The following is a 19,264-nucleotide window of genomic DNA, read 5'->3' as shown; positions in this document are numbered from 1 at the left end:
TCAGCGGAAGCGGCGGCCCTCGTCGCGGCGGTAGGCGCCGACCGCCAGGGCGGCGAAGACGACCGTCCAGCCCAGGAGGACGAACCATGCGCCCCCGTAGGCCGGCTCGCCCGTGAGGGCCTGGACGAGCAGGTCACGGCCCGCGCGCGTCGGCGTGGCCATCGAGATCGCGTCCAGCCACGGGGGGAAGAGGAACGGCGGGAGGAACAGGCCGCCGGCGAACGCGAGCGGGAAGAGGATCACCTGCACCACCGGCAGCGCCGCCTTCGCGGACAGCGAGTAGCCGATCGCCATGCCGAGCAGCACGAACGGCACGGACACGAGCAGCACCGTCCCGACGCCCGCGAGGAGCTGGCCCCACGTGACGCTCGCGTCGGTGAACAGCCAGCCGATGAGGATGAGCGGCACGAGCCCGAACAGCGAGAAGATCCCGCCGTTGAGCACGCGCGCGGCCATGCGCGGAGCCGGGCCCGCGGGCAGCGAGCGGACGAACGGGTCGAACGGGAGCTGCCGGTCCTCCGCGACGCCGAGCCCGTACGTGAACAGGCTCGCCGAGCAGATCGCGAACAGGCCGAGCGACGCGACGGCCGTGGTCGCCGCGACCGGGTCCTGCGCCACGGCCTTCTGCGGCACGACGAAGAAGAACATCGCGAGCGCGGGGAACAGCAGGTTGCCCAGCACGGCGACGGGCACGCGCACCGTCTCGAGGAACTGGTACTTGAGGTGCAGCCACGTGAGACGCAGCGGCCCGGGCAGCGCCGCCGTCCGCGGGGTGGTGGTCGTGGTGGTCATCGTGACCGTGCCTCCGTCGTCGGGGTCGCGTCGCGCGCGACCATCTGCTCGAACGCCTCCTCGAGGCTCGCGCCCCGGATCTCGAGGTCGTGGAAGTCGACGCCCGAGGTGACGAGCTCGCGCACGAGCGCGTCGGCGTCGGGCGTGTAGAGCTCCTGGCGGCCGTCGCCGAGGCGGTCGGCCCGCACGACGCCGGGGCGGTCGCGCAGGTCGGCGGCCGACCCGACGACGACGCGCCGCAGCGACACGCGCCGCAGGATCGCGTCGAGCGAGTCGTCGGCCTTGACCACGCCCTGGTCGATGACGACGACGCGCTGCGCGAGCGCCTGCACCTCCTCGAGGTAGTGGCTCGTCAGGAGGACCGTGCCGCCGTCGGCGTGGTAGGCGCGGATCGCGTCCCACAGCGCCTGGCGGGCGCTCACGTCGAGCCCGGTCGTCGGCTCGTCGAGCAGGACGACGCGGGGCCGACCCACGAGGGACAGCGCCACGGCGAGGCGGCGCTTCTGGCCGCCGGACATCGCGCCCGTCTGGCGGCCCGCGAGCTCGGTGAGGCCGAACTGGTCCAGCAGCGCCGACGTCGGGACCGGGTCCGGGTAGTGACCGGCGACGAAGTCGACGACCTCGCGCACCTTGAGCGTCGCGGGCAGGCCCGTCTCCTGGGGCGTGAGGCCGAGCCCGGCTCGGCTGCGCGCGTCGCGCGGGTCGCCGCCGAGCAGGCGGACCGTGCCGGCGTCGGGCTTGCGCTGACCGCTGATCAGGGAGAGCAGGGTCGACTTCCCGGCGCCGTTGGGGCCCAGCAGACCGACGAGCTCGCCCGCCCCCACGGTCAGGGACACGTCGTCGAGCGCGACGACCGTGCCGAAGCGGCGCGTCACGTGGTCGACGGCGACGACCGGTCGGGCGGGGTCGGTCGCCGACGGCGCGGGGCCGGGCCGGGCGGCCCGGGTGGGGCTCGTGCGCTGGGCGCTCATGCTCCAGCTCCTCTCAGGAGGGTGTTCAGTGCGGCGGTGTAGTCCTCGAAGGCCACGCGGCCGCGGGTCGTGAGGGCGAGGTAGGTCGCGGGTGTGCGGCCCTCGTGCGTCTTGGTGACGCGGACGTAGCCCGCGTCCTCGAGCTTGCGCAGGTGGGTGGAGAGGTTCCCCGCCGTCATCCCCAGCAGCTTCTGGAGCTTGGGGAAGGACAGCTCGTCCCCGCTCGCGAGGGCCGCGAGCGTCGCGACGACGCGCAGGCGCGCCGGCGCGTGGATGACGGGGTCGAGCTCCGTCTCAGGCATCGACCGACCCCCTCCCCCCGGCGAGCGCCGGGCCGGGCCCGGGACGCCGTCGTCGCACGCGCAGGACGTGCTCGACCCCGGCCATCACGAGGAACCCGCCGCCCCCCGCGAGCGCCATGACCAGGTACGTGAACGGGAGCCCCGCGAAGGTCGCCGCGGCCGCGGTGACGAGGATCCACACCCCGAGGACGAACAGCCCGCGGGAGTCGAACGCGACGGCGCCGCCGAGGTACAGGAGACCGACGACGATGCAGGCGAACGCGTTGCTCGCGAGCGCCATGACCTCCGTGGACGCGCCCGCGCGGGCGAGCCCGCCGAGCACGAACCCGTAGCAGACGAAGCCGAGCATCCACGACCATCCGTACATCGCCCCGGTCCGGGCGCTGACGCCGCGGGTCCCGGCGGTGCGCGTCACGCTGTGGACGATCGTGAAGACGGTCGCGGCCGCGATGAGGCTGAAGAAGACCCAGAAGGCCCACGGCTCCGGCTGGGCGCCGACCACCTGACCGGCCCCCGACCGGAGCCGCACGACGTCGGCACCGTCGGCGACGCGCACGGCGCTCACCCACAGGCACAGGTACCCGACGAGCCACGCGACCCCCCACGCGAGGCACAGCAGCCGCGTGTCGGGCTCGGTCGCGTCGCGCGCGTGGTCCTGCTGCTCGCGGATCACGCGGAGCGTCTCGGCGACGTCGAGCTCGCGCTCTCCCGGCTCGTCGGTCGCGGCGCGGTCGACGTCGCCGTCGTCGGTCGTCATGATCAGCTCCGTTGATCGAGAAACTACTTTGTGCTGCAAACCTGTTTGTAGGATGTCACGCCATCCGCGTGGCGCGCAACCACCCGCGGCCCCGGGTTTCCTCGGCTCTCGCTAATGTGATATCACTTTGCTATACATCAGTGCGGCCATCAGCCGCAGGAGAGGACGGGCCCCGTGACCGAGAGCGCAGCACCCCCGCAGGAGTCCGTCGGCGGCGAGCCGACCGGCCGCCCGGTCGGCCACGACGGCACGCGCGTCGACGTCACCGAGCAGCCCGCGTGGTCGCTCGGCGCGGGAGGGGGCGGCCTGGTGATCCTCCTCGTCCTCGTGCTCCTGGGCGGGTCGATCCCGCTGTTCGCGACCGCCACCCCGGTCGGTGCCGTGCTCGGCGTGGTCGCGATCCTGCTCGGCCTCTTCCTGCTCACGATGGTCAAGGTCATCAACCCCGGCCAGACGCTCGTCGTCCAGCTCTTCGGCCGGTACCTCGGGACCATCCGGCGCACCGGGCTCGTCGCGACGGTGCCGTTCTCGACGCGCAAGCGCGTCTCGGTCCGCGTGCGGAACTTCGAGACGAGCGAGCTCAAGGTCAACGACGCCGACGGCAACCCGATCAACATCGCCGCGATCGTCGTCTGGCAGGTCGCGGACACCGCGAAGGCGAGCTTCGCCGTCGAGGACTACACCGACTTCGTCCGCGTCCAGGCGGAGTCGGCGCTGCGCCACGTCGCGATGTCGCACCCCTACGACGACGCCGAGGCCGGCGAGCAGTCGCTGCGCGGCGCCACCGAGGTCGTGTCGGCGGAGATCGCCACCGAGGTCGCGGCTCGCGTCGTCGTGGCGGGCGTCGAGGTCATCGAGGCCCGCATCTCCAACCTCGCCTACGCCCCCGAGATCGCCCAGGCGATGCTCCAGCGCCAGCAGGCCGGGGCGATCATCGCCGCCCGGTCGCGCATCGTCGAGGGCGCGGTGTCCATGGTCGAGGACGCGCTCTCGCGCCTCGAGGCCGAGGACATCGTCACGCTCGACGACGAGCGCCGCGCGACCATGGTCTCCAACCTGCTCGTCGTGCTGTGCGGCGACAGCCGCGTGACGCCCGTCGTCAACACGGGGTCGCTCTACCAGTGACCTCCCGCAGGACGGACGCGCCCGGCGACGGTGAGCAGCCGTCGTCGGGCCCCGGCGTGCCGACGGGCGGGGCGCGCCGACCGCAGCGCAAGTCGGTGCTGCTGCGCCTCGACCCCGCCGTCCACGACGCGCTCGCCCGCTGGGCAGGGGACGACCTGCGCAGCGTCAACGCGCAGATCGAGATGCTGCTGCGCCGCGCGCTCGACGACGCCGGCCGCCTCCCTCGCGACGTCCGCCCGCCCCGCGGCCCGGGCCGCCCGCGCGGCTCCTGATCCGCCCCGCCCTCTCGCCGAACACGACATGAAGGACGTCAAGGGCCGGAAAGCGACCTTCACGTCGTGTTGGACCGCTCGCCAGGTCGTGCTCGGCGGACAGCGGGCGTCCAGGTGACGTCGAGGCGGCTCCCCGCGACCGGTGCTATAACCGGACGGTGCCCGACCTGACCGCGTCCACCCCCGCGACCGCACCCGAGCCGCTGCCCGTGCCCGGCCCGACGGCGGCCCCGCCGGTGGCCGACGCCGCCGCTCCCGCGCGCCCGGACCGCGCGACGCGGCGCCGCATCGGCGCGGAGATCTGGATCGTCCTCGGGCTGAGCCTCGGCAAGTCGGCGGTCTACGCGATCATCAACATCGTCGCGCGCCTCACCGCCGGGACCCCGTTGCGCGACCAGTCGGCGAGCCTCAACGTGAGCCAGTCCGCGCGCCCGTACCTCGACCTGACCTACCAGCTCGTCGGCATCTTCTTCGCGGTGCTGCCGGTCGCGCTCGCGCTGTACCTGCTCAGCGCGCGCGGGCGCTCCGCCGTCCGGGCGATCGGGCTCGACGGCTCACGACCGCTCAAGGACGTCGGGTGGGGGTTCGCGCTCGCCGCCGCGATCGGCATCCCCGGGCTCGGCTTCTACGCGCTCGGCCGCCTCCTCGGCATCACGGTCGAGGTGCAGGCGTCGGCGCTCAACGCCGCGTGGTGGACCGTGCCCGTGCTGATCCTCGCCGCCCTCCAGAACGGGCTGCTCGAGGAGGTCATCGCGGTCGGCTACCTGTTCGAGCGCACGCGCGACCTCGGCTGGGGCCGCGTGAAGTTCGTCGTGTGGAGCTCGCTGCTGCGCGGGTCGTACCACCTGTACCAGGGGTTCGGCCCGTTCGTGGGGAACGTCGTCATGGGCGTCGTCTTCTCGTGGTTCTACACGTCCCGCTGGGGACGGCACCGCGTCATGCCGCTCGTCATCGCGCACACCCTGCTCGACGTCGTCGCGTTCGTCGGGTACGCGCTCCTCCCCCTGGAGTGGAAGCAGTCCCTCGGCCTCGCCTGACGCCCGCCGAGGGAGGCCCCTGACAGGCCGAGGGAGAACCCTGTCCGACCTACCAGGGTCCTCCTTCACGGGCCTCGGTTCTCCCGACGGTCGGTGTCAGGCACCGCGCAGGGCCCGGAGCCGTTCGCGCCGCTCGGCCTGGAGCACAGGGTCGGGGACGGGCAGCGACGCGAGGAGCCGCTGGGTGTACTCCTCGCGCGGGTTGCCCAGCACCTCGGCGCCCGTGCCCTCCTCGACCAGCCGGCCGCGGTAGAGCACCGCGATGCGGTCGGACAGCAGGTCCACGACGGCGAGGTCGTGCGACACGAACAGGCTCGCGAAGCCCAGCTCGCGCTGGAGCTCGGCGAACAGCTCGAGCACGCGCGCCTGCACGGAGACGTCGAGGGCCGACGTCGGCTCGTCGGCCACGAGCAGCTCCGGGTCGAGCGCGAGCGCCCGGGCGAGCGACGCGCGCTGGCGCTGCCCGCCGGAGAGCTCGTGCGGGAACCGGTCGCCGTACGACCGCGGGAGCTGCACCGCCTCCAGGAGCTCGTCGACCCGCCCGCGCGCCGCCTGGGGCGACTCCGCGCGCCCGTGCACGACGAGCGGCTCCGCCACGCAGTCCGCGATCGTGAGGAGCGGGTTGAAGCTCGTCGCCGGGTCCTGGAACACGAACCCGATGCGCGGCCGCACGGGACGCAGCTCGCGCTCCTTGACGCCGTTCATCTCGACGCCGAGCACGCGCAGCGACCCGTCCGTCACCCGGGTGAGGCCGGCGACGGCACGCGCGAACGTCGTCTTGCCGGAGCCGGACTCGCCCACGAGGCCGAGCACCTCGCCCGGCCGGATGGTGAGCGACACGTCGTCGACCGCGGTGAAGCCGGGGCGGCGCAGGCGGCCCGGGTAGGTGACGGTCAGCCCCCGCGCGGCCACCACGGGCTCCGCGTCCGCCCAGCCGGCGTCGCGGGCCGACGCGCGGGCCTCGGCCCGCGCGGTCCCCTCGCCGACGCGCGGCACGGAGTCGAGCAGCGCCTTCGTGTACTCCGCCCGGGGCGCCGCGAACAGCTCGCGAGCGGGCGCCTGCTCGACGACCTTCCCCTGGTACATGACCGCGACGCGGTCGGCGAGGTCCGCGACGACGCCCATGTTGTGCGTGATGAGCACGATCGCGGTGCCGAACTCGTCGCGGCACCGGCGCAGGAGGTCGAGGATCTCGGCCTGGACGGTGACGTCGAGCGCGGTCGTGGGCTCGTCGGCGACGATGAGCCCCGGGTCGAGCACGAGGGCCATGGCGATGACGACGCGCTGCTTCTGCCCGCCGGAGAACTGGTGCGGGTAGTGGTCGACGCGCGTCTCCGGGTCGGGGATGCCGACGCGCCGCAGCACGTCGACCGCGCGCCGGCGCGCCTCGCGGCGCGACACCTTCGTGTGCGCGCGGATGCCCTCGGCGATCTGCCAGCCCACCGTGTACACCGGGTTGAGCGCGGCGGACGGCTCCTGGAAGACCATCGCGACGTCGGTCCCGCGGACCTGGCGCAGCCGCTCCCCGCCCAGCGTGACGACGTCGTGGTCGGCCGTCCCGGCCTTGTTCGTCAGCACGACGGCGCCGCGCGCCGTCGCGGTCGACGGCAGCAGGCCGAGGATCGTCTTCGCGGTCACCGTCTTGCCGGACCCGGACTCGCCGACGACGGCGAGCACCTCTCCGGGCGCGACCTCCAGGTCGACGCCGTCGACGGCGCGCACGGCCCCGGCGTCGGTCGCGAACGACACCGCGAGGTCGCGGATCGTCACGACGGGGCGCGCGGCGCCGCCGCCGGGGCGGCGGGTCGTCTGGGTCACGGCGCTCATCGCCGGTCCTCCGTCTCGTCGTGGGGTGCGTCCGCCGGGCCCGTCGCTGGGCCTGTCGCGGGGCCGTCGTCGTCCGGCACGTCGCCGAGCCGCCCGCCGAGCCCGACGGCGTCGGGGTCGCGCCGGCCGGGGGTGGCGGCGAGCTCGTCGGAGCGCGAGCCCGCGCCCTCGATCGCGTCGAGGCCGCCGGGGCCGGCGGTGAGCGTGCCGCCCGGCACGACCGACGTCTCCGCGACGTCCCCCGACACCTCGGCGGTCGCGCGGCGCGAGCGCAGCCGCGGGTCGGCGAGGTCGTTGAGGCTCTCGCCCACGAGCGTGATGCCGAGCACCACGAGCACGATCGCCAGACCCGGGAAGAGCGCGGTCCACCAGATGCCGCTCGTCACGTCCGAGACGGCCTTGTTGAGGTCGTAGCCCCACTCGGCGGCCGCCGTCGGCTCGATGCCGAACCCGAGGAACCCGAGCCCGGCGAGCGTGAGGATCGCCTCGGACGCGTTGAGCGTGACGATGAGCGGGAGCGTGCGGGTCGAGTTCCGCAGGACGTGGCGGAACATGATCCGCCGGTGCGGCGTGCCGAGCACGCGCGCCGAGTCGACGAACGCCTCGCCCTTGATCCTCACGACCTCCGCACGCGTGACGCGGAAGTACTGCGGCACGAACACCACGGTGATGGACAGCGCCGCGGCGAGGATGCCGCCCCACATGCTCGACTGGCCGCCCGAGATGACGATCGCCATGAGGATCGCGAGGAGCAGGGACGGGAACGCGTAGATCGCGTCGCAGACCACGACGAGCAGGCGGTCGGCCCAGCCGCCGAAGTACCCGGACACGAGCCCGAGCAGGACCCCGACGACGATCGACGCGAGGATCGCCACGACGATGACGAGGAGCGCCGTCTGCGCCCCCCAGATGACGCGCGACAGGACGTCGTAGCCTCCGACGGTCGTGCCGAGCAGGTGCTCGGCCGACGGCGGCTGCTGCGCGCCGAACGGGCCGTCCGCGGTGCGGAGCTGGCTGTAGCCGTAGGGGGCGAGCACGGGCGCGAGCGCCGCGGTGAGCAGGAAGAGTCCCGAGATGACGAGGCCCGCGACGAGCATGCCGCGCTGCAGCCCCACGCTCTGCCGGAGCTGGTGCACGACGGGCAGCCGCTTCCACCACGCGACGCGGCCGCGCTCGGGGACGACGGCGGGGAGGGGGCTCCCGGTGCCGGGACCGGCCGGGACGACGGTCTCCGCGACCATGTCAGTACCTCACCCTCGGGTCGATGAGCGCCGCGATGATGTCGACGAGGAAGTTCGTGACCGCGACGATCACGGCCATGAGCACGACGATCCCCTGCACGGCGACGAAGTCGCGCGCCTGGAGGTACTCGGCGAGCTGGAAGCCGAGCCCCTTCCACTCGAACGTCGTCTCGGTGAGCACGGCGCCCGCGAGGAGCATCGCGACCTGCAGCCCGATGACGGTGATGATGGGGATGAGCGCGGGGCGCCACGCGTGGGCCCGCACGAGCCGGGACTCACGGACGCCGCGCGACCGCGCCGCGACGACGTAGTCGGTGGACAGCGTCCCGATCACGTTGGTGCGCACGAGCCGCAGGAACACGCCCGCCGTGAGCAGCCCGAGCGCGAGCGCCGGCAGGACGGCGTGCTGGAGGACGTCGCCGACGATCGCGGGGTCGCCCGTCCGGATCGCGTCGATCAGGTAGAAGCCGGTCGGGTCGTCGAGGAACTGCAGCTCGATCTCCGCGTCGGTGGACGCGCGACCGGACACGGGCAGCCAGCCGAGCCACACCGAGAAGACGAGCTTGAGCATGAGGCCGGCGAAGAAGACGGGGGTCGCGTAGGCGAGGATCGCGGAGACGCGCAGCATCGCGTCGGGCACGCGGTCGCGCAGGTAGCCCGCGAGCATGCCCAGCGGGATCCCGACGACGAACGCGACGAGCAGCGCGTAGACCGCGAGCTCGAGCGTCGCGGTGCCGTACGTCACGAGCACCTCGGTGACGGGGCGGTTGTCGCTGATCGTCGTCCCGAAGTCGCCGCGCACGATGCCGCCGAGGTACTCGAGGTACTGCACGACCACCGGGCGGTCGTACCCGGCCTCGTGGATGCGCTCGGCGAGCTGGTCCGGCGTGAGCCGGCCGCCGAGCGCGGCGGTGATCGGGTCGCCCGTGGACCGCATGACCACGAAGACCGTGGTCACGAGGATGAAGACCGTCGGGATGATGAGCAGCGCGCGGACCAGGATGTAGCTCCCGAGCCCGCCGCCGCGGCCGCGGGTCGTGCGCGGCGTGCGCGTCGGCCCCTCGCGGCCGGGGCCGCCGGCGGCGTCCTCGCCGACCGCGGCGTCGGTGGTGGTGGTCGTCATGTCGTCTCTTCCTCAGGTGCCCGGGGCCTCGGCGTGGTCGCCGTCCCGGACGAGCGGTGCCCGGCCCTCCCCGCGGGTCGCGCGAGGAGGGCCGGGCGAGCGGGGTCAGCCCTTGGACAGCGCCGCGTAGCGGAACTTGAAGGACGGGTCGAGCGTGTCCTCGGCCCCCTCCACGTCCGTCCCGACGACCGCGACCTGCGCACCCTGGAGGTACGGGAGGGTCGACAGGTCCGCCGCCACCTTGTTCTGGATCTCCTCGATGAGCGCGGTGCGCTCGTCCGCGTCAGGCGTCGCCGCCTGCTGGAGGATGAGGTCGTTGACCTCCTGGTTGGCGTAGTGGTTCACCAGGAAGTTCTCCGTGAGGAAGAACGGCGTGAGGTAGTTGTCCGCGTCGGAGTAGTCCGGGAACCAGCCGAGCTGGTACGCCGGGTAGACGTCGGACGTGCGCTCCTTGGCGTAGGTGACCCACTCGGTGGTCTGCAGGTTGACCGTGAACAGGCCGTCCTTCTCGAGCTGGTCCTTGATGAGCGCGTACTCGTCGGCCGACGACGGACCGTAGTGGTCGTTCGAGTACTGCAGGTTGAGCGTCACGGGCGTCTCGACGCCCGCGTCGGCGAGGAGCTGCTCCGCCTTCGCGGCGTCGGGCTTGCCCGCGCCGTCGCCGTACATCTCCTTGAGCGGCTCGACCGCGCCGGTCAGGCCCGCGGGGACGTAGGAGTACAGCGGGGTGTAGGTGCCCTTGTAGACCTGGTCCGAGAGCTCGTCGCGGTCGATGAGCGACGCCGCGGCCTGGCGCACGGCGAGCGCCTTCGCCGGGTCGGCCTCCGGCGTCTTGGCACCGAACGGCTGGGTGTCGAAGTTGAACGTGATGTAGCGGATCTCGCCGCCGGGCCCGTCCACGACCTTGACGTCGTCGTTCCCGCGCAGGTCCTCGATGTCCGTCGCGGACAGGCTGCGCCACGCGACGTCGATCTTGCCCTGCTGGATCTCGAGCTTCATGTTCGACGCCTCGGCGAAGTACTTCACCGCGACCTTGTCGGTCTTCGCCGGGCCGAGCAGACCCTGGTAGCCGTCGTACGCCTCGTAGGAGACGAGCTCGTTGAACTTGTAGCCCGTGATCGTGTACTGGCCCGCGAACGCGTTGCCGTCGACGATGTCCTGGTCCGAGGTGAGCGCGTCGGCCGCGAAGACGTCCTCGTCGACGATCGGGCCGGCCGGGCTCGACAGGATCTGCGGGAAGAGCTGGTCGTTCTCGCTCTTGAGGTGGAACACGACGGTCGTGTCGTCCGGAGTCTCGACGCTGTCGAGGTTGTAGAGCAGCGACGCCGGGCCGTTCTCGTCGTTGATCGCGACCTGGCGGTCGAACGTGAACTTCACGTCGGACGACGTGAGGTCGTTGCCGTTGGCCCACTTGAGGCCCGGCTTGAGCTTGACGGTGTACTCGGTCGGCGAGGTGAACTCGGCCGACTCCGCGATGTCGGGCTCGACGTCGGGGCTGCCGTACGGGGTGTTCAGGAGGAACGGGAAGACCTGGTTCATCACGGCGAACGAGCCGTTGTCGTACGAGCCGGCGGGGTCGAGCACCGTGACCTTGTCGGTGGTGCCGATGACGAGCGAACCGCTCGAGGAACCGCCGCCGTCGCCGTCGCCCTCGGCGTCGTTCGAGCCCCCGCCGCACGCGGTCAGGGTCAGCGTCACCGCCGTGATGCCGGCGGCCGCGGCGAGGAGCCGCTTCTTGGACACCGCTGTCATGTGTCTACCTCTTTCTCGGGTTTCTCGGGGTGCGAGACACCGGTGGCGCGACCTTGCACGCACCAGGACCCCGACCTGTCGGCGGAGTGCCGTGATTTCTAGCACAGTGCCGTGTCACGCAGGTGTCAGGATCGGCAGAAACCCGGACAGAACGCCAGCGTTGTTACCCGGTCGTAACCCTGAGCCCCGGGCAACGATCGTGACGTGAGACACACTCACGGCGCCTGCGCCGCAGGTGTAGAGTCCGCTCCTTTTGGGACGAGCGGCCCTGGCGGACGGCACGTCCGACAGTGCACCGACCGCCTGGTCGGCGCGGCGTCGAAGCAGGGGTCAGAGACGCCCGCGACCCTCCACCTCGTCTGCTCCCGGGCCGCCTGCGGACGGCGCGTCCGTGGAGGGACCGAGCGAGGCGGGGTCGGGCGCGGGCTCGACAGGCGCGGCCGGGTCGGGCGCAGGCTCGACAGGCGCAGCCGGTTCGGGCGCGGGCTCCTCGGGTGCAGCAGGGTCGGGCGCGGCCGGGGAACCGGCAGACGCACCACCGACGGCCGACGGCGGTGCGACGCCCGGGTGGGCGGCGGGCGCGCCGAGCACGGACCCGCCCGTCACGACGACGCCCGCCGCGACGGCCTGCGCCCGCAGGTCCGCGAGCTCGCGCGCGACCGCGCGGACGGCGAAGCCCGACACGACGTGGATCGCACCCGTCACGAACGCGTAGAGCGCGAACACCACCGCGACGAGCCGCAGCACGTCGAAGGAGTCGAGCGGCCGCGTGACGAGCAGGACCCCGAACAGCACCGAGACGATCCCGACGGCGAGCATCCACGCCCATCCCAGGTCGCGGTTGCGGACGAGCGCGGCCGCGCCGGCGATGGTCGTGATGCCGAGCACGAGCACCCACACCGCGAGCACGTAGTACAACGCGGTCGCGGTGAGGTCCGGCCACAGCGCCACGACGACGCCGAACACGACGTACACGCCCGCCTGGGCGAGCCACCACGCCGACCCGACCTGCCGGCGGTGCACGAACCCCTGCACGGCGACCAGCACGCCGTCGGCCACGAGGAACGCGCCGAGCACGACCCGCAGCGTCCCGAGCTCCTCCAGCGGCTCGATCATGAGGAGGAGACCGAGGGCGACGAGGAGGGTCCCCCGCACCACGGGCAGCCACCACACCTTGCGGAACGGGTTGCGCTCCTGGCCGTTCGCGCCGGGCGTCGCGGGGACGTCCGGACTGGCGGGGCCGTCCGCGGCGCCGCGCTCCGTCGTCGTGCCACGTGCCATGCCGACCTCCCGGGTCCCGTCGCTCTGCCCATGCTAGGGAGGCCTTGCTCACACCCGCCCGTCGAGCGGGGGTCACGAGGCACTCGGCATGCGGGCGAACGGGGCGAATCACCCGGAGGAATCGGCCAAATACCGCGCCTGCTCAGGGCCCCCGACCTAGACTCGCTCGCATGGCCTCCCCCGCCCCCGAGCCGACCGAGCGCGACGCTCCCCACGTCGGCGCGGTCGTCGAGGTCGGCTCTCTGGCCCGGCCCGAGCAGGCGGACCCCCGGCCCCAGACCGGCGCGCTCGAGGCTCTCCTCGGGCGTCGCGGTCACGACGACGCGGGGACGGTCCGCGTCGTCGACACGGCGGAGCAGCGCGTCCGGCACCCCATCGACCTCGTCAACCTCGTGCTCTGCGCCGTCGGCGTCGCGGTCGTCATGCTCATGTCGGTGTACGCCCACGGGACGACCGAGGGCGTCGCGGAGGACGTGCAGAACTTCTCCGACGTGCTCGCCCGGGTCCTCTTCCTCCCGGTGACCGTCCTCGAAGGGCTCATCACGCTCTTCGTCCCGCTCGCGGTGCTGGTCGAGCTCGGCCTCCGCCGCCTCGGGCGGCAGGTCGTCGAGTCCATCGTCGCCGCCGCGCTCGGCCTGCTCCTCGGCGTCCTCGTCGTGCTCGCGCTGCGCACCTGGGGCTCGGACGACCTGATCCGCGGGCTCTCCGCGTTCGTCGACGGGTCGTGGCAGCTCACCATCCCGGACTATCTCTACGTCGCCGCGATCGGCGGTCTGCTCACGGCGGCGGGGACACGGACCAGGCGGCGCACCGTCAAGTGGTCGTGGAACCTCCTCTTCGTCGCGATCGGCGTCGTGCTCATCACCGGCCAGGTCTCGCTGCCGGGCATCATCATCACGCTGCTGCTGGGCCGCATCGCCGGGCTCGCGGTGCGCTACGTCTCGGGCGTGCGCAGCGAGCGCGCGTACGGGCCCGACCTGGTGGCCGGGGTCCGGCGCGCGGGCTTCTCCCCGACCGCCCTCGTGCGGGTCCGCGACGTCACCGACGACGAGGAGCTCGCCGAGGCGGCGGACGACCCCATCACCGAGGTCGACGCCGAGGGTCGCATCACGGCCGAGGTGCACGTCGGCGTGCTGCGCGCGCCCGGCGCGGCCGACGACGCCGGGACCGTCCTCACCGCGGACGCCGCGCTCGCCGCCCAGCACCTCGGGTCGGTCACGCACCCCGACGAGGGCGGGCCGTCGAGCGGAGCGCACGGGGCGAACGGGCAGGCCGGCGCGACGGAGGCCCAGGACGCGCCGTCCGACTCGGCCGCCATCGCGCTGACGCGCGCCGGCGACAACCGCGTCTACGCGATGCTCGCGGAGGACGACGTGCGTCGTGACGTCGTCGTGCTCGACGGCGACCGGCAGGTCGTCGGCTTCCTCGCCCGGTTCTGGCGGTCGCTGCGGCTGCGCGGCAGCGAGGGCCGTGCGGCCATCTCGCTGCGCGCCGCGGCCGAGCGCGCGGCACTCCTGTCCTACGCCGCGCGGGCGGCGGGCGTCCGCACCCCGCGGCTGCTCGGCGTCGCCGAGTCGGACGACTCCATGGTCCTGGTCCAGGAGCACGCGACCGGCGCCGTCTCGCTGCGCGACCTGCCCGTGGAGGACCTCACCGGCTCGGTGCTCAACGAGGCGTGGCGCCAGCTCCGGCTCGCGCACGCGGCGGGCATCGCGCACCGCGCGCTGACCTCCGACGTCATGCTCGTCTCGCGCGAGCCCGCGACGGGCGCCCCACAGGTCTGGCTCACCGGGTGGGAGCAGGGCGACATCGCGTCGTCCGAGCTCGCGCGGCGCATGGACCTCGCCCAGATGGTCGCGCTCCTCGCCCTGCGCGTCGGGGCGAGCCGCGCCGTCGAGTCCGCCGCGAGCGTCCTGCCCGACGACGACATCGCCGCGATCGGACCGCTGCTCCAGTCGGTCGCGCTGCCGCCGAGCACGCGCGAGGAGATCCGGCAGAACAAGGAGCTCCTCAAGGAGCTGCGTGCTGCTCTGGTGGAGCGGCTGCCCGAGGCGGACATCGAGCCACAGCGCATCACGCGGTTCGGCGCACGGACGGTGCTCACCATCGCGCTCGTGATCGCCGCCGTGACGGCCCTCGTCACCTCGTTCAACTTCGAGCAGATCGCCGAGGCGGTGACCGAGGCGAACCCGTGGTGGGCCGTGCTGTCGTTCGTCCTCGGCGTTCTCACGTGGGTCGGCGCCGCGCTCACGCTCACGGCGTTCTCGCCGAAGCGGCTGCCGTTCTGGCGCGTGAACCTGACCCAGGCGGCCGGCTCCTACGTCGCGCTCGCCGCGCCCGCCGGCATCGGCCCGGCGGCGCTCAACCTGCGTCTCCTGACACGACGCGGCATCTCGACGCCCATGGCCGTCGCGACCGTCGCGCTCGTCCAGGTGTCGCAGTTCGTCGTGACGATCCTCATCCTCGTGGTCCTGTCGATCTTCACCGGGGAGGGCGGCCTCGTCCAGCTCCCCTCGACCACGGTCCTGCTGGCGATCGCCGGTGTCGCCCTGGCCGTCCTCGCGACGCTCCTCGTCCCGGCCGTGCGCACCTGGGCGCTCGCCAAGATCCGGCCGACCATCCAGCAGGTGTGGCCCCGCCTGTCGGAGATGCTGGGCCAGCCCGGGCGCCTCGCTATCGGGTTCGCCGGCAACATCGTCATGACGCTCGGCTACGTGCTCGCGTTCGACGCGGCGCTCGCCGCGTTCGGGCAGGAGCTCGACCTGGTCGACGTCGCGGTGATCTACCTGGTGGGCAACGCCGCCGGGGCCGCCGTCCCGACCCCGGGCGGCCTGGGCACCATCGAGCTCGCGCTCACCGCCGGCCTCACGGCCGCCGGGGTCCCGGTCGCGCTCGCCACGTCCGCCACGCTGCTCTTCCGCGTCGCGACGTACTGGGCGCGCATCCCCATCGGGTGGGTCGCGATGCGGTACCTGCAGAAGAAGGGCGACCTGTAGCCGCCCGGCGGTCCGCCGTCGTCAGCCCTGGGGTCCTCCGCGACCTTGACGTCCACGTGGTACCTCGTCGCGTCGACGTGCGCCACCGCGCGCGGCGGCGAGAACTCCCCGCCGCTCTGGCCGGGCGCGGCGAGCGCCGACCGGGTCGAGGCTCGCCCGCCCGAGGACGTTGGACCCGGGACGACGCGAGCGGCCCCCGGTAGGCTCGCCGCGCACCCGCCGTCGTCTCTCCGGCCGCGCGGGCGCCCACGATGCTCGACGAGGTGAGGAGCCCGCACGTGAGGATCGGTGTCCCCCGCGAGGTGAGGGACGGGGAGCGGCTCGTCGCCGCGACCCCGCGCACGGTCGAGCGCCTGCGGGCGCTCGGGTACGAGGTGGTCGTCGAGCACGACGCCGGCGCGGGGGCCACGTTCTCCGACGCCGCGTACGAGGCGGCGGGCGCCGTGGTCGTGGACGCCGCGGGCGCGTGGGGCGCGGACGTCGTGACGGCCGTGAACGCGCCCACCGACGCCCAGGTCGCGCTCCTGCGCCCGGGCGCCACGCTCGTCGCGATGCTCGGCCCGGCGAACGACCCCGACCTCGTGCAGCGCCTCGCGGCGCACGGCGTGACCGCGCTCGCGCTCGACGCCGTGCCCCGCATCTCGCGCGCGCAGGCCCTCGACGTGCTGAGCACGCTGTCGAACGTCGCGGGGTACCGCGCGGTCGTCGAGGCCGCGGCCGAGTACGGCGGCATGTTCGCCGGGCAGGTCACCGCCGCCGGCAAGACGCCGCCCGCGAAGGTCTTCGTCATCGGCGGCGGCGTCGCGGGCCTCGCCGCGGTCGGCGCCGCCGCGAGCCTCGGCGCGCAGGTGCGCGCGTTCGACGTGCGCGCCGAGGCGGCGGAGCAGATCGAGTCCATGGGCGGCACGGCCGTGCGCGAGCCTGCCGCGCAGCAGGGCATGTCCGCCGACGGCTACGCCAAGCCGCTCACGCCCGACCAGGAGGCCGCGGCCCTCGCCGTGTACGCGCGGGAGGCCGCGGAGGCCGACGTCGTCGTCACGACGGCGCTCGTGCGCGGCCGCGCACCGAGGACGCTCACGGCCGAGGCCGTGGCGGGGATGCACCCGGGCAGCGTCGTCGTGGACCTCGCGGCCTCGGGCGGCGGGAACTGCGCGCTCACGGTGCCGGGCGAGCGCGTCGTGACGGAGAACGGCGTCGTGGTGGTCGGCTGGACCGACCTCGCCGGACGCCTGCCTCAGCACACGTCGCAGCTCCTCGGGACGAACGTCGTGCACCTGCTCGAGCTGCTCACGCCCGGCAAGGACGGCACGCTCGCCCTCGACCTCGACGACCCGGTGCAGCGCGGCATGACCGTCGCGCGCGAGGGCGAGGTGCTGTGGCCCCCGCCGCCCGTCGCGGTGAGCGCGGCCCCGGCCCCTGGATCGACCGCGCCACCACCCGACCCCGCGCTGGAGGCCGCGGCACGAGAGCGGGCCGCGGCGGAGGCGGCGTCGGCTGCGAGCCTGCGCCGTCGTCGGCGGACCGTGGGCGCCGCGCTCGCCGCGGTGCTCGTGACGCTCGCGCTGTCGTTCGCGCCGCCGTCGCTCGTCGGGCACGTCACGGTGTTCACGCTCGCGGTGATCGTCGGGTACTACGTGATCTCGAACGTCACGCACTCGCTGCACACGCCGCTCATGGCCCAGACCAACGCGATCTCGGGCATCATCCTCGTCGGCGCGCTCCTCCAGATCGGCTCCGACGACTGGGTGGTCACGACGCTCGCGCTGCTCGCCGCGACGGTCGCGAGCATCAACATCTTCGGTGGGTTCCTCGTGGCCAACCGCATGATCGGCATGTTCCGCAAGGACGCCCCGGCGCGCGCGCAGGGGGTGGCCCGATGACCGCGACGTCCGTCGCCCAGGCGGTCTACGTCCTCGCCGCCGTGCTGTTCGTGCTCAGTCTCGCGGGGCTGTCGAAGCAGGAGTCCGCGCGCCGCGGCAACCTGCTGGGCATGGTCGGCATGGTCCTCGCGCTCGCCGCGACGATCGTCCTCGCGCTCGGCACGAGCGCCCGGCCCGTGCTCGTCACCGCGCTGCTCATCGCGCTCGTGCTGCTCGTGGGTGCGGCGGTCGGGACGTGGCGCGCGCGCCGCGTCGAGATGACGCAGATGCCGGAGCTCATCGCGATCCTGCACAGCTTCGTCGGGGCCGCGGCCGTGCTCGTGGGCTTCAACTCGTATCTCACGGCCCACGCCGCCGGGGCCGACGACGTCGCGCACCTCGTCGAGGTCTCCCTCGGCGTGCTCGTGGGCGCGGTGACCTTCACGGGGTCGGTCGTCGCGTTCCTCAAGCTGTCCGGGCGCACGCGCTCGGCCCCGCTCCAGCTCCCCGGCCGCAACCTGCTCAACCTCGCGGCGCTGGTCGTGAGCCTCGGGCTCGTGGTGTGGTTCGTCGTCGCACCGTCGATCTGGCCGCTGCTCCTGCTCACGGTCGTGTCGCTCGCGCTGGGCTGGCACCTCGTCGCGTCGATCGGCGGCGGCGACATGCCCGTCGTCGTGTCGATGCTCAACTCGTACTCCGGCTGGGCCGCCGCGGCGGCGGGCTTCATGCTCGGCAACGACCTGCTCATCGTCACCGGCGCGCTCGTCGGCTCCTCCGGTGCGATCCTCAGCTACATCATGTGCCGGGCCATGAACCGGTCGTTCGTGTCCGTCATCCTCGGCGGGTTCGGCGCCGAGGAGGGCGCGGCGCCCGCAGGGGGCGGCGAGGGCCCGCAGGGCGAGCACCGCGAGGTGAGCGCGGACGAGGTCGCGGCCCTCCTGCGCGACGCCCGGAGCGTCGTCATCACGCCCGGCTACGGCATGGCGGTCGCCAAGGCGCAGTACCCCGTCGCGGAGCTCGTCGAGCTCCTGCGCGACGGCGGTGCCGAGGTCCGCTTCGGGGTGCACCCGGTCGCGGGGCGCCTGCCCGGGCACATGAACGTCCTGCTCGCGGAGGCGCGCGTCCCGTACGACATCGTGCTGGAGATGGACGAGATCAACGACGACCTGGCGCGGACCGACGTCGTGCTCGTCATCGGCGCGAACGACACCGTCAACCCGGCCGCGCTCGACGACCCTGGCTCCCCCATCGCGGGCATGCCCGTGCTGCACGTGTGGGAGGCCGGGCAGGTCGTGGTCTTCAAGCGGTCGATGGCGGCCGGCTACGCCGGGGTGCAGAACCCGCTGTTCTTCCGCGAGAACACGGGCATGCTCTTCGGGGACGCGAAGCAGCGGGTCGAGGACATCGTCGCGGCGCTGCGCGTCGGCTGACCGCCGATCTCCTCGAACCGCGGCTCGCGGCTCGCGACGCAGGCCCCGCCGCCCCGTCTACAGCGCGCGCTCGAGCGCGCCGGTCAGCGCGACGGGCGTGATCTCGAGGCGGTCGAACCGCCAGCCGTCGTCGGTGCGGCGCGCGCCGTAGCGGTGGACCGCGGCGGCGATCGACTCGGTGTCGTCGTCGACGACGAAGACGGCCAGGTCGTGGGCCCGCACGGTCGCGGCGTCGCCGTCGAGCTCGACGACGAGGTTCGCCTTGTGGTGCAGGGTGCGCGCGTAGCGGTCGTGCCCGGCACGGACGAGCGCGACGAGCTCGGCGACGCCGTGCGCCTCCCCGCGCGACGACGTCACGGTGACGTCCTCGGTGAAGAGCTGGTCCGTCTCGTCGTAGCGCGCCTCGTCGATCCACAGGCTGTGGCGGGCGACGAGGTCGGCGAGCTCCGTGCGGTCGGCGAGCTCGCGGACGAGCGTCTCGGTCGAGGTCATGAGTCCT

The 19,264-nt window shown here is 73.4% G+C and carries 16 protein-coding genes; 6 read left to right on the top strand and 10 right to left on the bottom strand.

Annotated elements, in window-relative coordinates:
- From CCE02nite_RS12295 to CCE02nite_RS12280, 4 genes are read right to left on the bottom strand one after another with little or no spacing between them, the layout of a single operon-like run.
- Complete coding sequence (locus CCE02nite_RS12295; RefSeq protein ID WP_141389923.1) at nucleotides 1-792, bottom strand: ABC transporter permease; 792 nt, start codon at nucleotides 790-792, stop codon at nucleotides 1-3.
- Entirely contained in the window at nucleotides 789-1,763 is a 975-nt protein-coding gene (locus tag CCE02nite_RS12290; protein WP_141389922.1) for an ABC transporter ATP-binding protein, read from the bottom strand. The genes CCE02nite_RS12295 and CCE02nite_RS12290 overlap by 4 nt, the downstream gene beginning before the upstream one ends.
- A complete protein-coding gene (locus tag CCE02nite_RS12285; protein WP_047231817.1) occupies nucleotides 1,760-2,065 on the bottom strand; it encodes a transcriptional regulator in 306 nt (101 codons plus the stop codon). The genes CCE02nite_RS12290 and CCE02nite_RS12285 overlap by 4 nt, the downstream gene beginning before the upstream one ends.
- Nucleotides 2,058-2,822, bottom strand: coding sequence for a hypothetical protein (locus CCE02nite_RS12280; RefSeq protein WP_141389921.1), 765 nt, complete (start codon nucleotides 2,820-2,822; stop codon nucleotides 2,058-2,060). Before CCE02nite_RS12280 ends, CCE02nite_RS12285 begins: the two co-directional genes overlap by 8 nt.
- 174 nt (nucleotides 2,823-2,996) lie before the next feature.
- On the opposite strand from CCE02nite_RS12280, the gene CCE02nite_RS12275 reads away from it, so the two are divergent.
- The 3 genes from CCE02nite_RS12275 (at nucleotide 2,997) to CCE02nite_RS12265 (ending at nucleotide 5,256) form a co-directional block, all read left to right on the top strand.
- Nucleotides 2,997-3,947 carry an SPFH domain-containing protein gene (locus CCE02nite_RS12275; protein ID WP_141389920.1) on the top strand — a complete coding sequence of 317 codons (951 nt, stop codon included), beginning with the start codon at nucleotides 2,997-2,999 and terminating at the stop codon, nucleotides 3,945-3,947.
- Nucleotides 3,944-4,219, top strand: a complete 276-nt coding sequence (locus CCE02nite_RS12270; protein ID WP_141389919.1) for a type II toxin-antitoxin system antitoxin — start codon at nucleotides 3,944-3,946, stop codon at nucleotides 4,217-4,219. Before CCE02nite_RS12275 ends, CCE02nite_RS12270 begins: the two co-directional genes overlap by 4 nt.
- Nucleotides 4,220-4,455: 236 nt before the next feature.
- The gene (locus CCE02nite_RS12265; RefSeq protein WP_141389973.1) at nucleotides 4,456-5,256 is read left to right on the top strand and encodes a CPBP family intramembrane glutamic endopeptidase; all 801 of its coding nucleotides are present in this window, start codon (nucleotides 4,456-4,458) and stop codon (nucleotides 5,254-5,256) included.
- 96 nt (nucleotides 5,257-5,352) lie between these two features.
- Here CCE02nite_RS12265 and CCE02nite_RS12260 read toward each other — a convergent pair whose 3' ends face one another.
- The 5 genes from CCE02nite_RS12260 to CCE02nite_RS12240 all read right to left on the bottom strand — a co-directional run bounded on the left by CCE02nite_RS12260 (nucleotide 5,353) and on the right by CCE02nite_RS12240 (nucleotide 12,480).
- On the bottom strand, nucleotides 5,353-7,083 hold the full coding sequence (locus tag CCE02nite_RS12260; protein ID WP_141389918.1) for a dipeptide ABC transporter ATP-binding protein: 1,731 nt from the start codon (nucleotides 7,081-7,083) through the stop codon (nucleotides 5,353-5,355).
- Nucleotides 7,080-8,180, bottom strand: coding sequence for an ABC transporter permease (locus CCE02nite_RS12255; protein WP_255318840.1), 1,101 nt, complete (start codon nucleotides 8,178-8,180; stop codon nucleotides 7,080-7,082). Before CCE02nite_RS12255 ends, CCE02nite_RS12260 begins: the two co-directional genes overlap by 4 nt.
- A 145-nt stretch (nucleotides 8,181-8,325) precedes the next feature.
- Entirely contained in the window at nucleotides 8,326-9,447 is a 1,122-nt protein-coding gene (locus tag CCE02nite_RS12250; RefSeq protein ID WP_141389916.1) for an ABC transporter permease, read from the bottom strand.
- Between the two features lie 105 nt (nucleotides 9,448-9,552).
- Nucleotides 9,553-11,199: an ABC transporter substrate-binding protein gene (locus CCE02nite_RS12245; protein ID WP_141389915.1), complete on the bottom strand. Its 1,647-nt coding sequence runs from the start codon at nucleotides 11,197-11,199 to the stop codon at nucleotides 9,553-9,555.
- A 330-nt stretch (nucleotides 11,200-11,529) separates the two neighbouring features.
- The gene (locus tag CCE02nite_RS12240; protein WP_141389914.1) at nucleotides 11,530-12,480 is read right to left on the bottom strand and encodes an HdeD family acid-resistance protein; all 951 of its coding nucleotides are present in this window, start codon (nucleotides 12,478-12,480) and stop codon (nucleotides 11,530-11,532) included.
- A 170-nt stretch (nucleotides 12,481-12,650) separates the two neighbouring features.
- On the opposite strand from CCE02nite_RS12240, the gene CCE02nite_RS12235 reads away from it, so the two are divergent.
- From CCE02nite_RS12235 to pntB, 3 genes are all read left to right on the top strand, one after another.
- On the top strand, nucleotides 12,651-15,476 hold the full coding sequence (locus tag CCE02nite_RS12235; protein WP_255318834.1) for a flippase-like domain-containing protein: 2,826 nt from the start codon (nucleotides 12,651-12,653) through the stop codon (nucleotides 15,474-15,476).
- 278 nt (nucleotides 15,477-15,754) lie between these two features.
- Nucleotides 15,755-17,356 (top strand): Re/Si-specific NAD(P)(+) transhydrogenase subunit alpha, encoded by a 1,602-nt coding sequence (locus CCE02nite_RS12230; RefSeq protein ID WP_141389913.1) that lies wholly within the window; start codon nucleotides 15,755-15,757, stop codon nucleotides 17,354-17,356.
- Nucleotides 17,353-18,765, top strand: a complete 1,413-nt coding sequence (gene pntB / locus CCE02nite_RS12225; protein ID WP_141389912.1) for a Re/Si-specific NAD(P)(+) transhydrogenase subunit beta — start codon at nucleotides 17,353-17,355, stop codon at nucleotides 18,763-18,765. The genes CCE02nite_RS12230 and pntB overlap by 4 nt, the downstream gene beginning before the upstream one ends.
- Nucleotides 18,766-18,822: 57 nt before the next feature.
- Here pntB and CCE02nite_RS12220 read toward each other — a convergent pair whose 3' ends face one another.
- Entirely contained in the window at nucleotides 18,823-19,257 is a 435-nt protein-coding gene (locus tag CCE02nite_RS12220) for a nuclear transport factor 2 family protein (protein WP_141389911.1), read from the bottom strand.
- Nucleotides 19,258-19,264: the final 7 nt, after the last annotated feature.

The organism is Cellulosimicrobium cellulans (assembly GCF_006539945.1).
Classification (GTDB): Bacteria; Actinomycetota; Actinomycetes; order Actinomycetales; family Cellulomonadaceae; genus Cellulosimicrobium; species Cellulosimicrobium cellulans.
The sequence above is the reverse complement of the archived record's forward strand: the minus strand, read 5'-3'. Positions and strand labels throughout refer to the sequence as shown.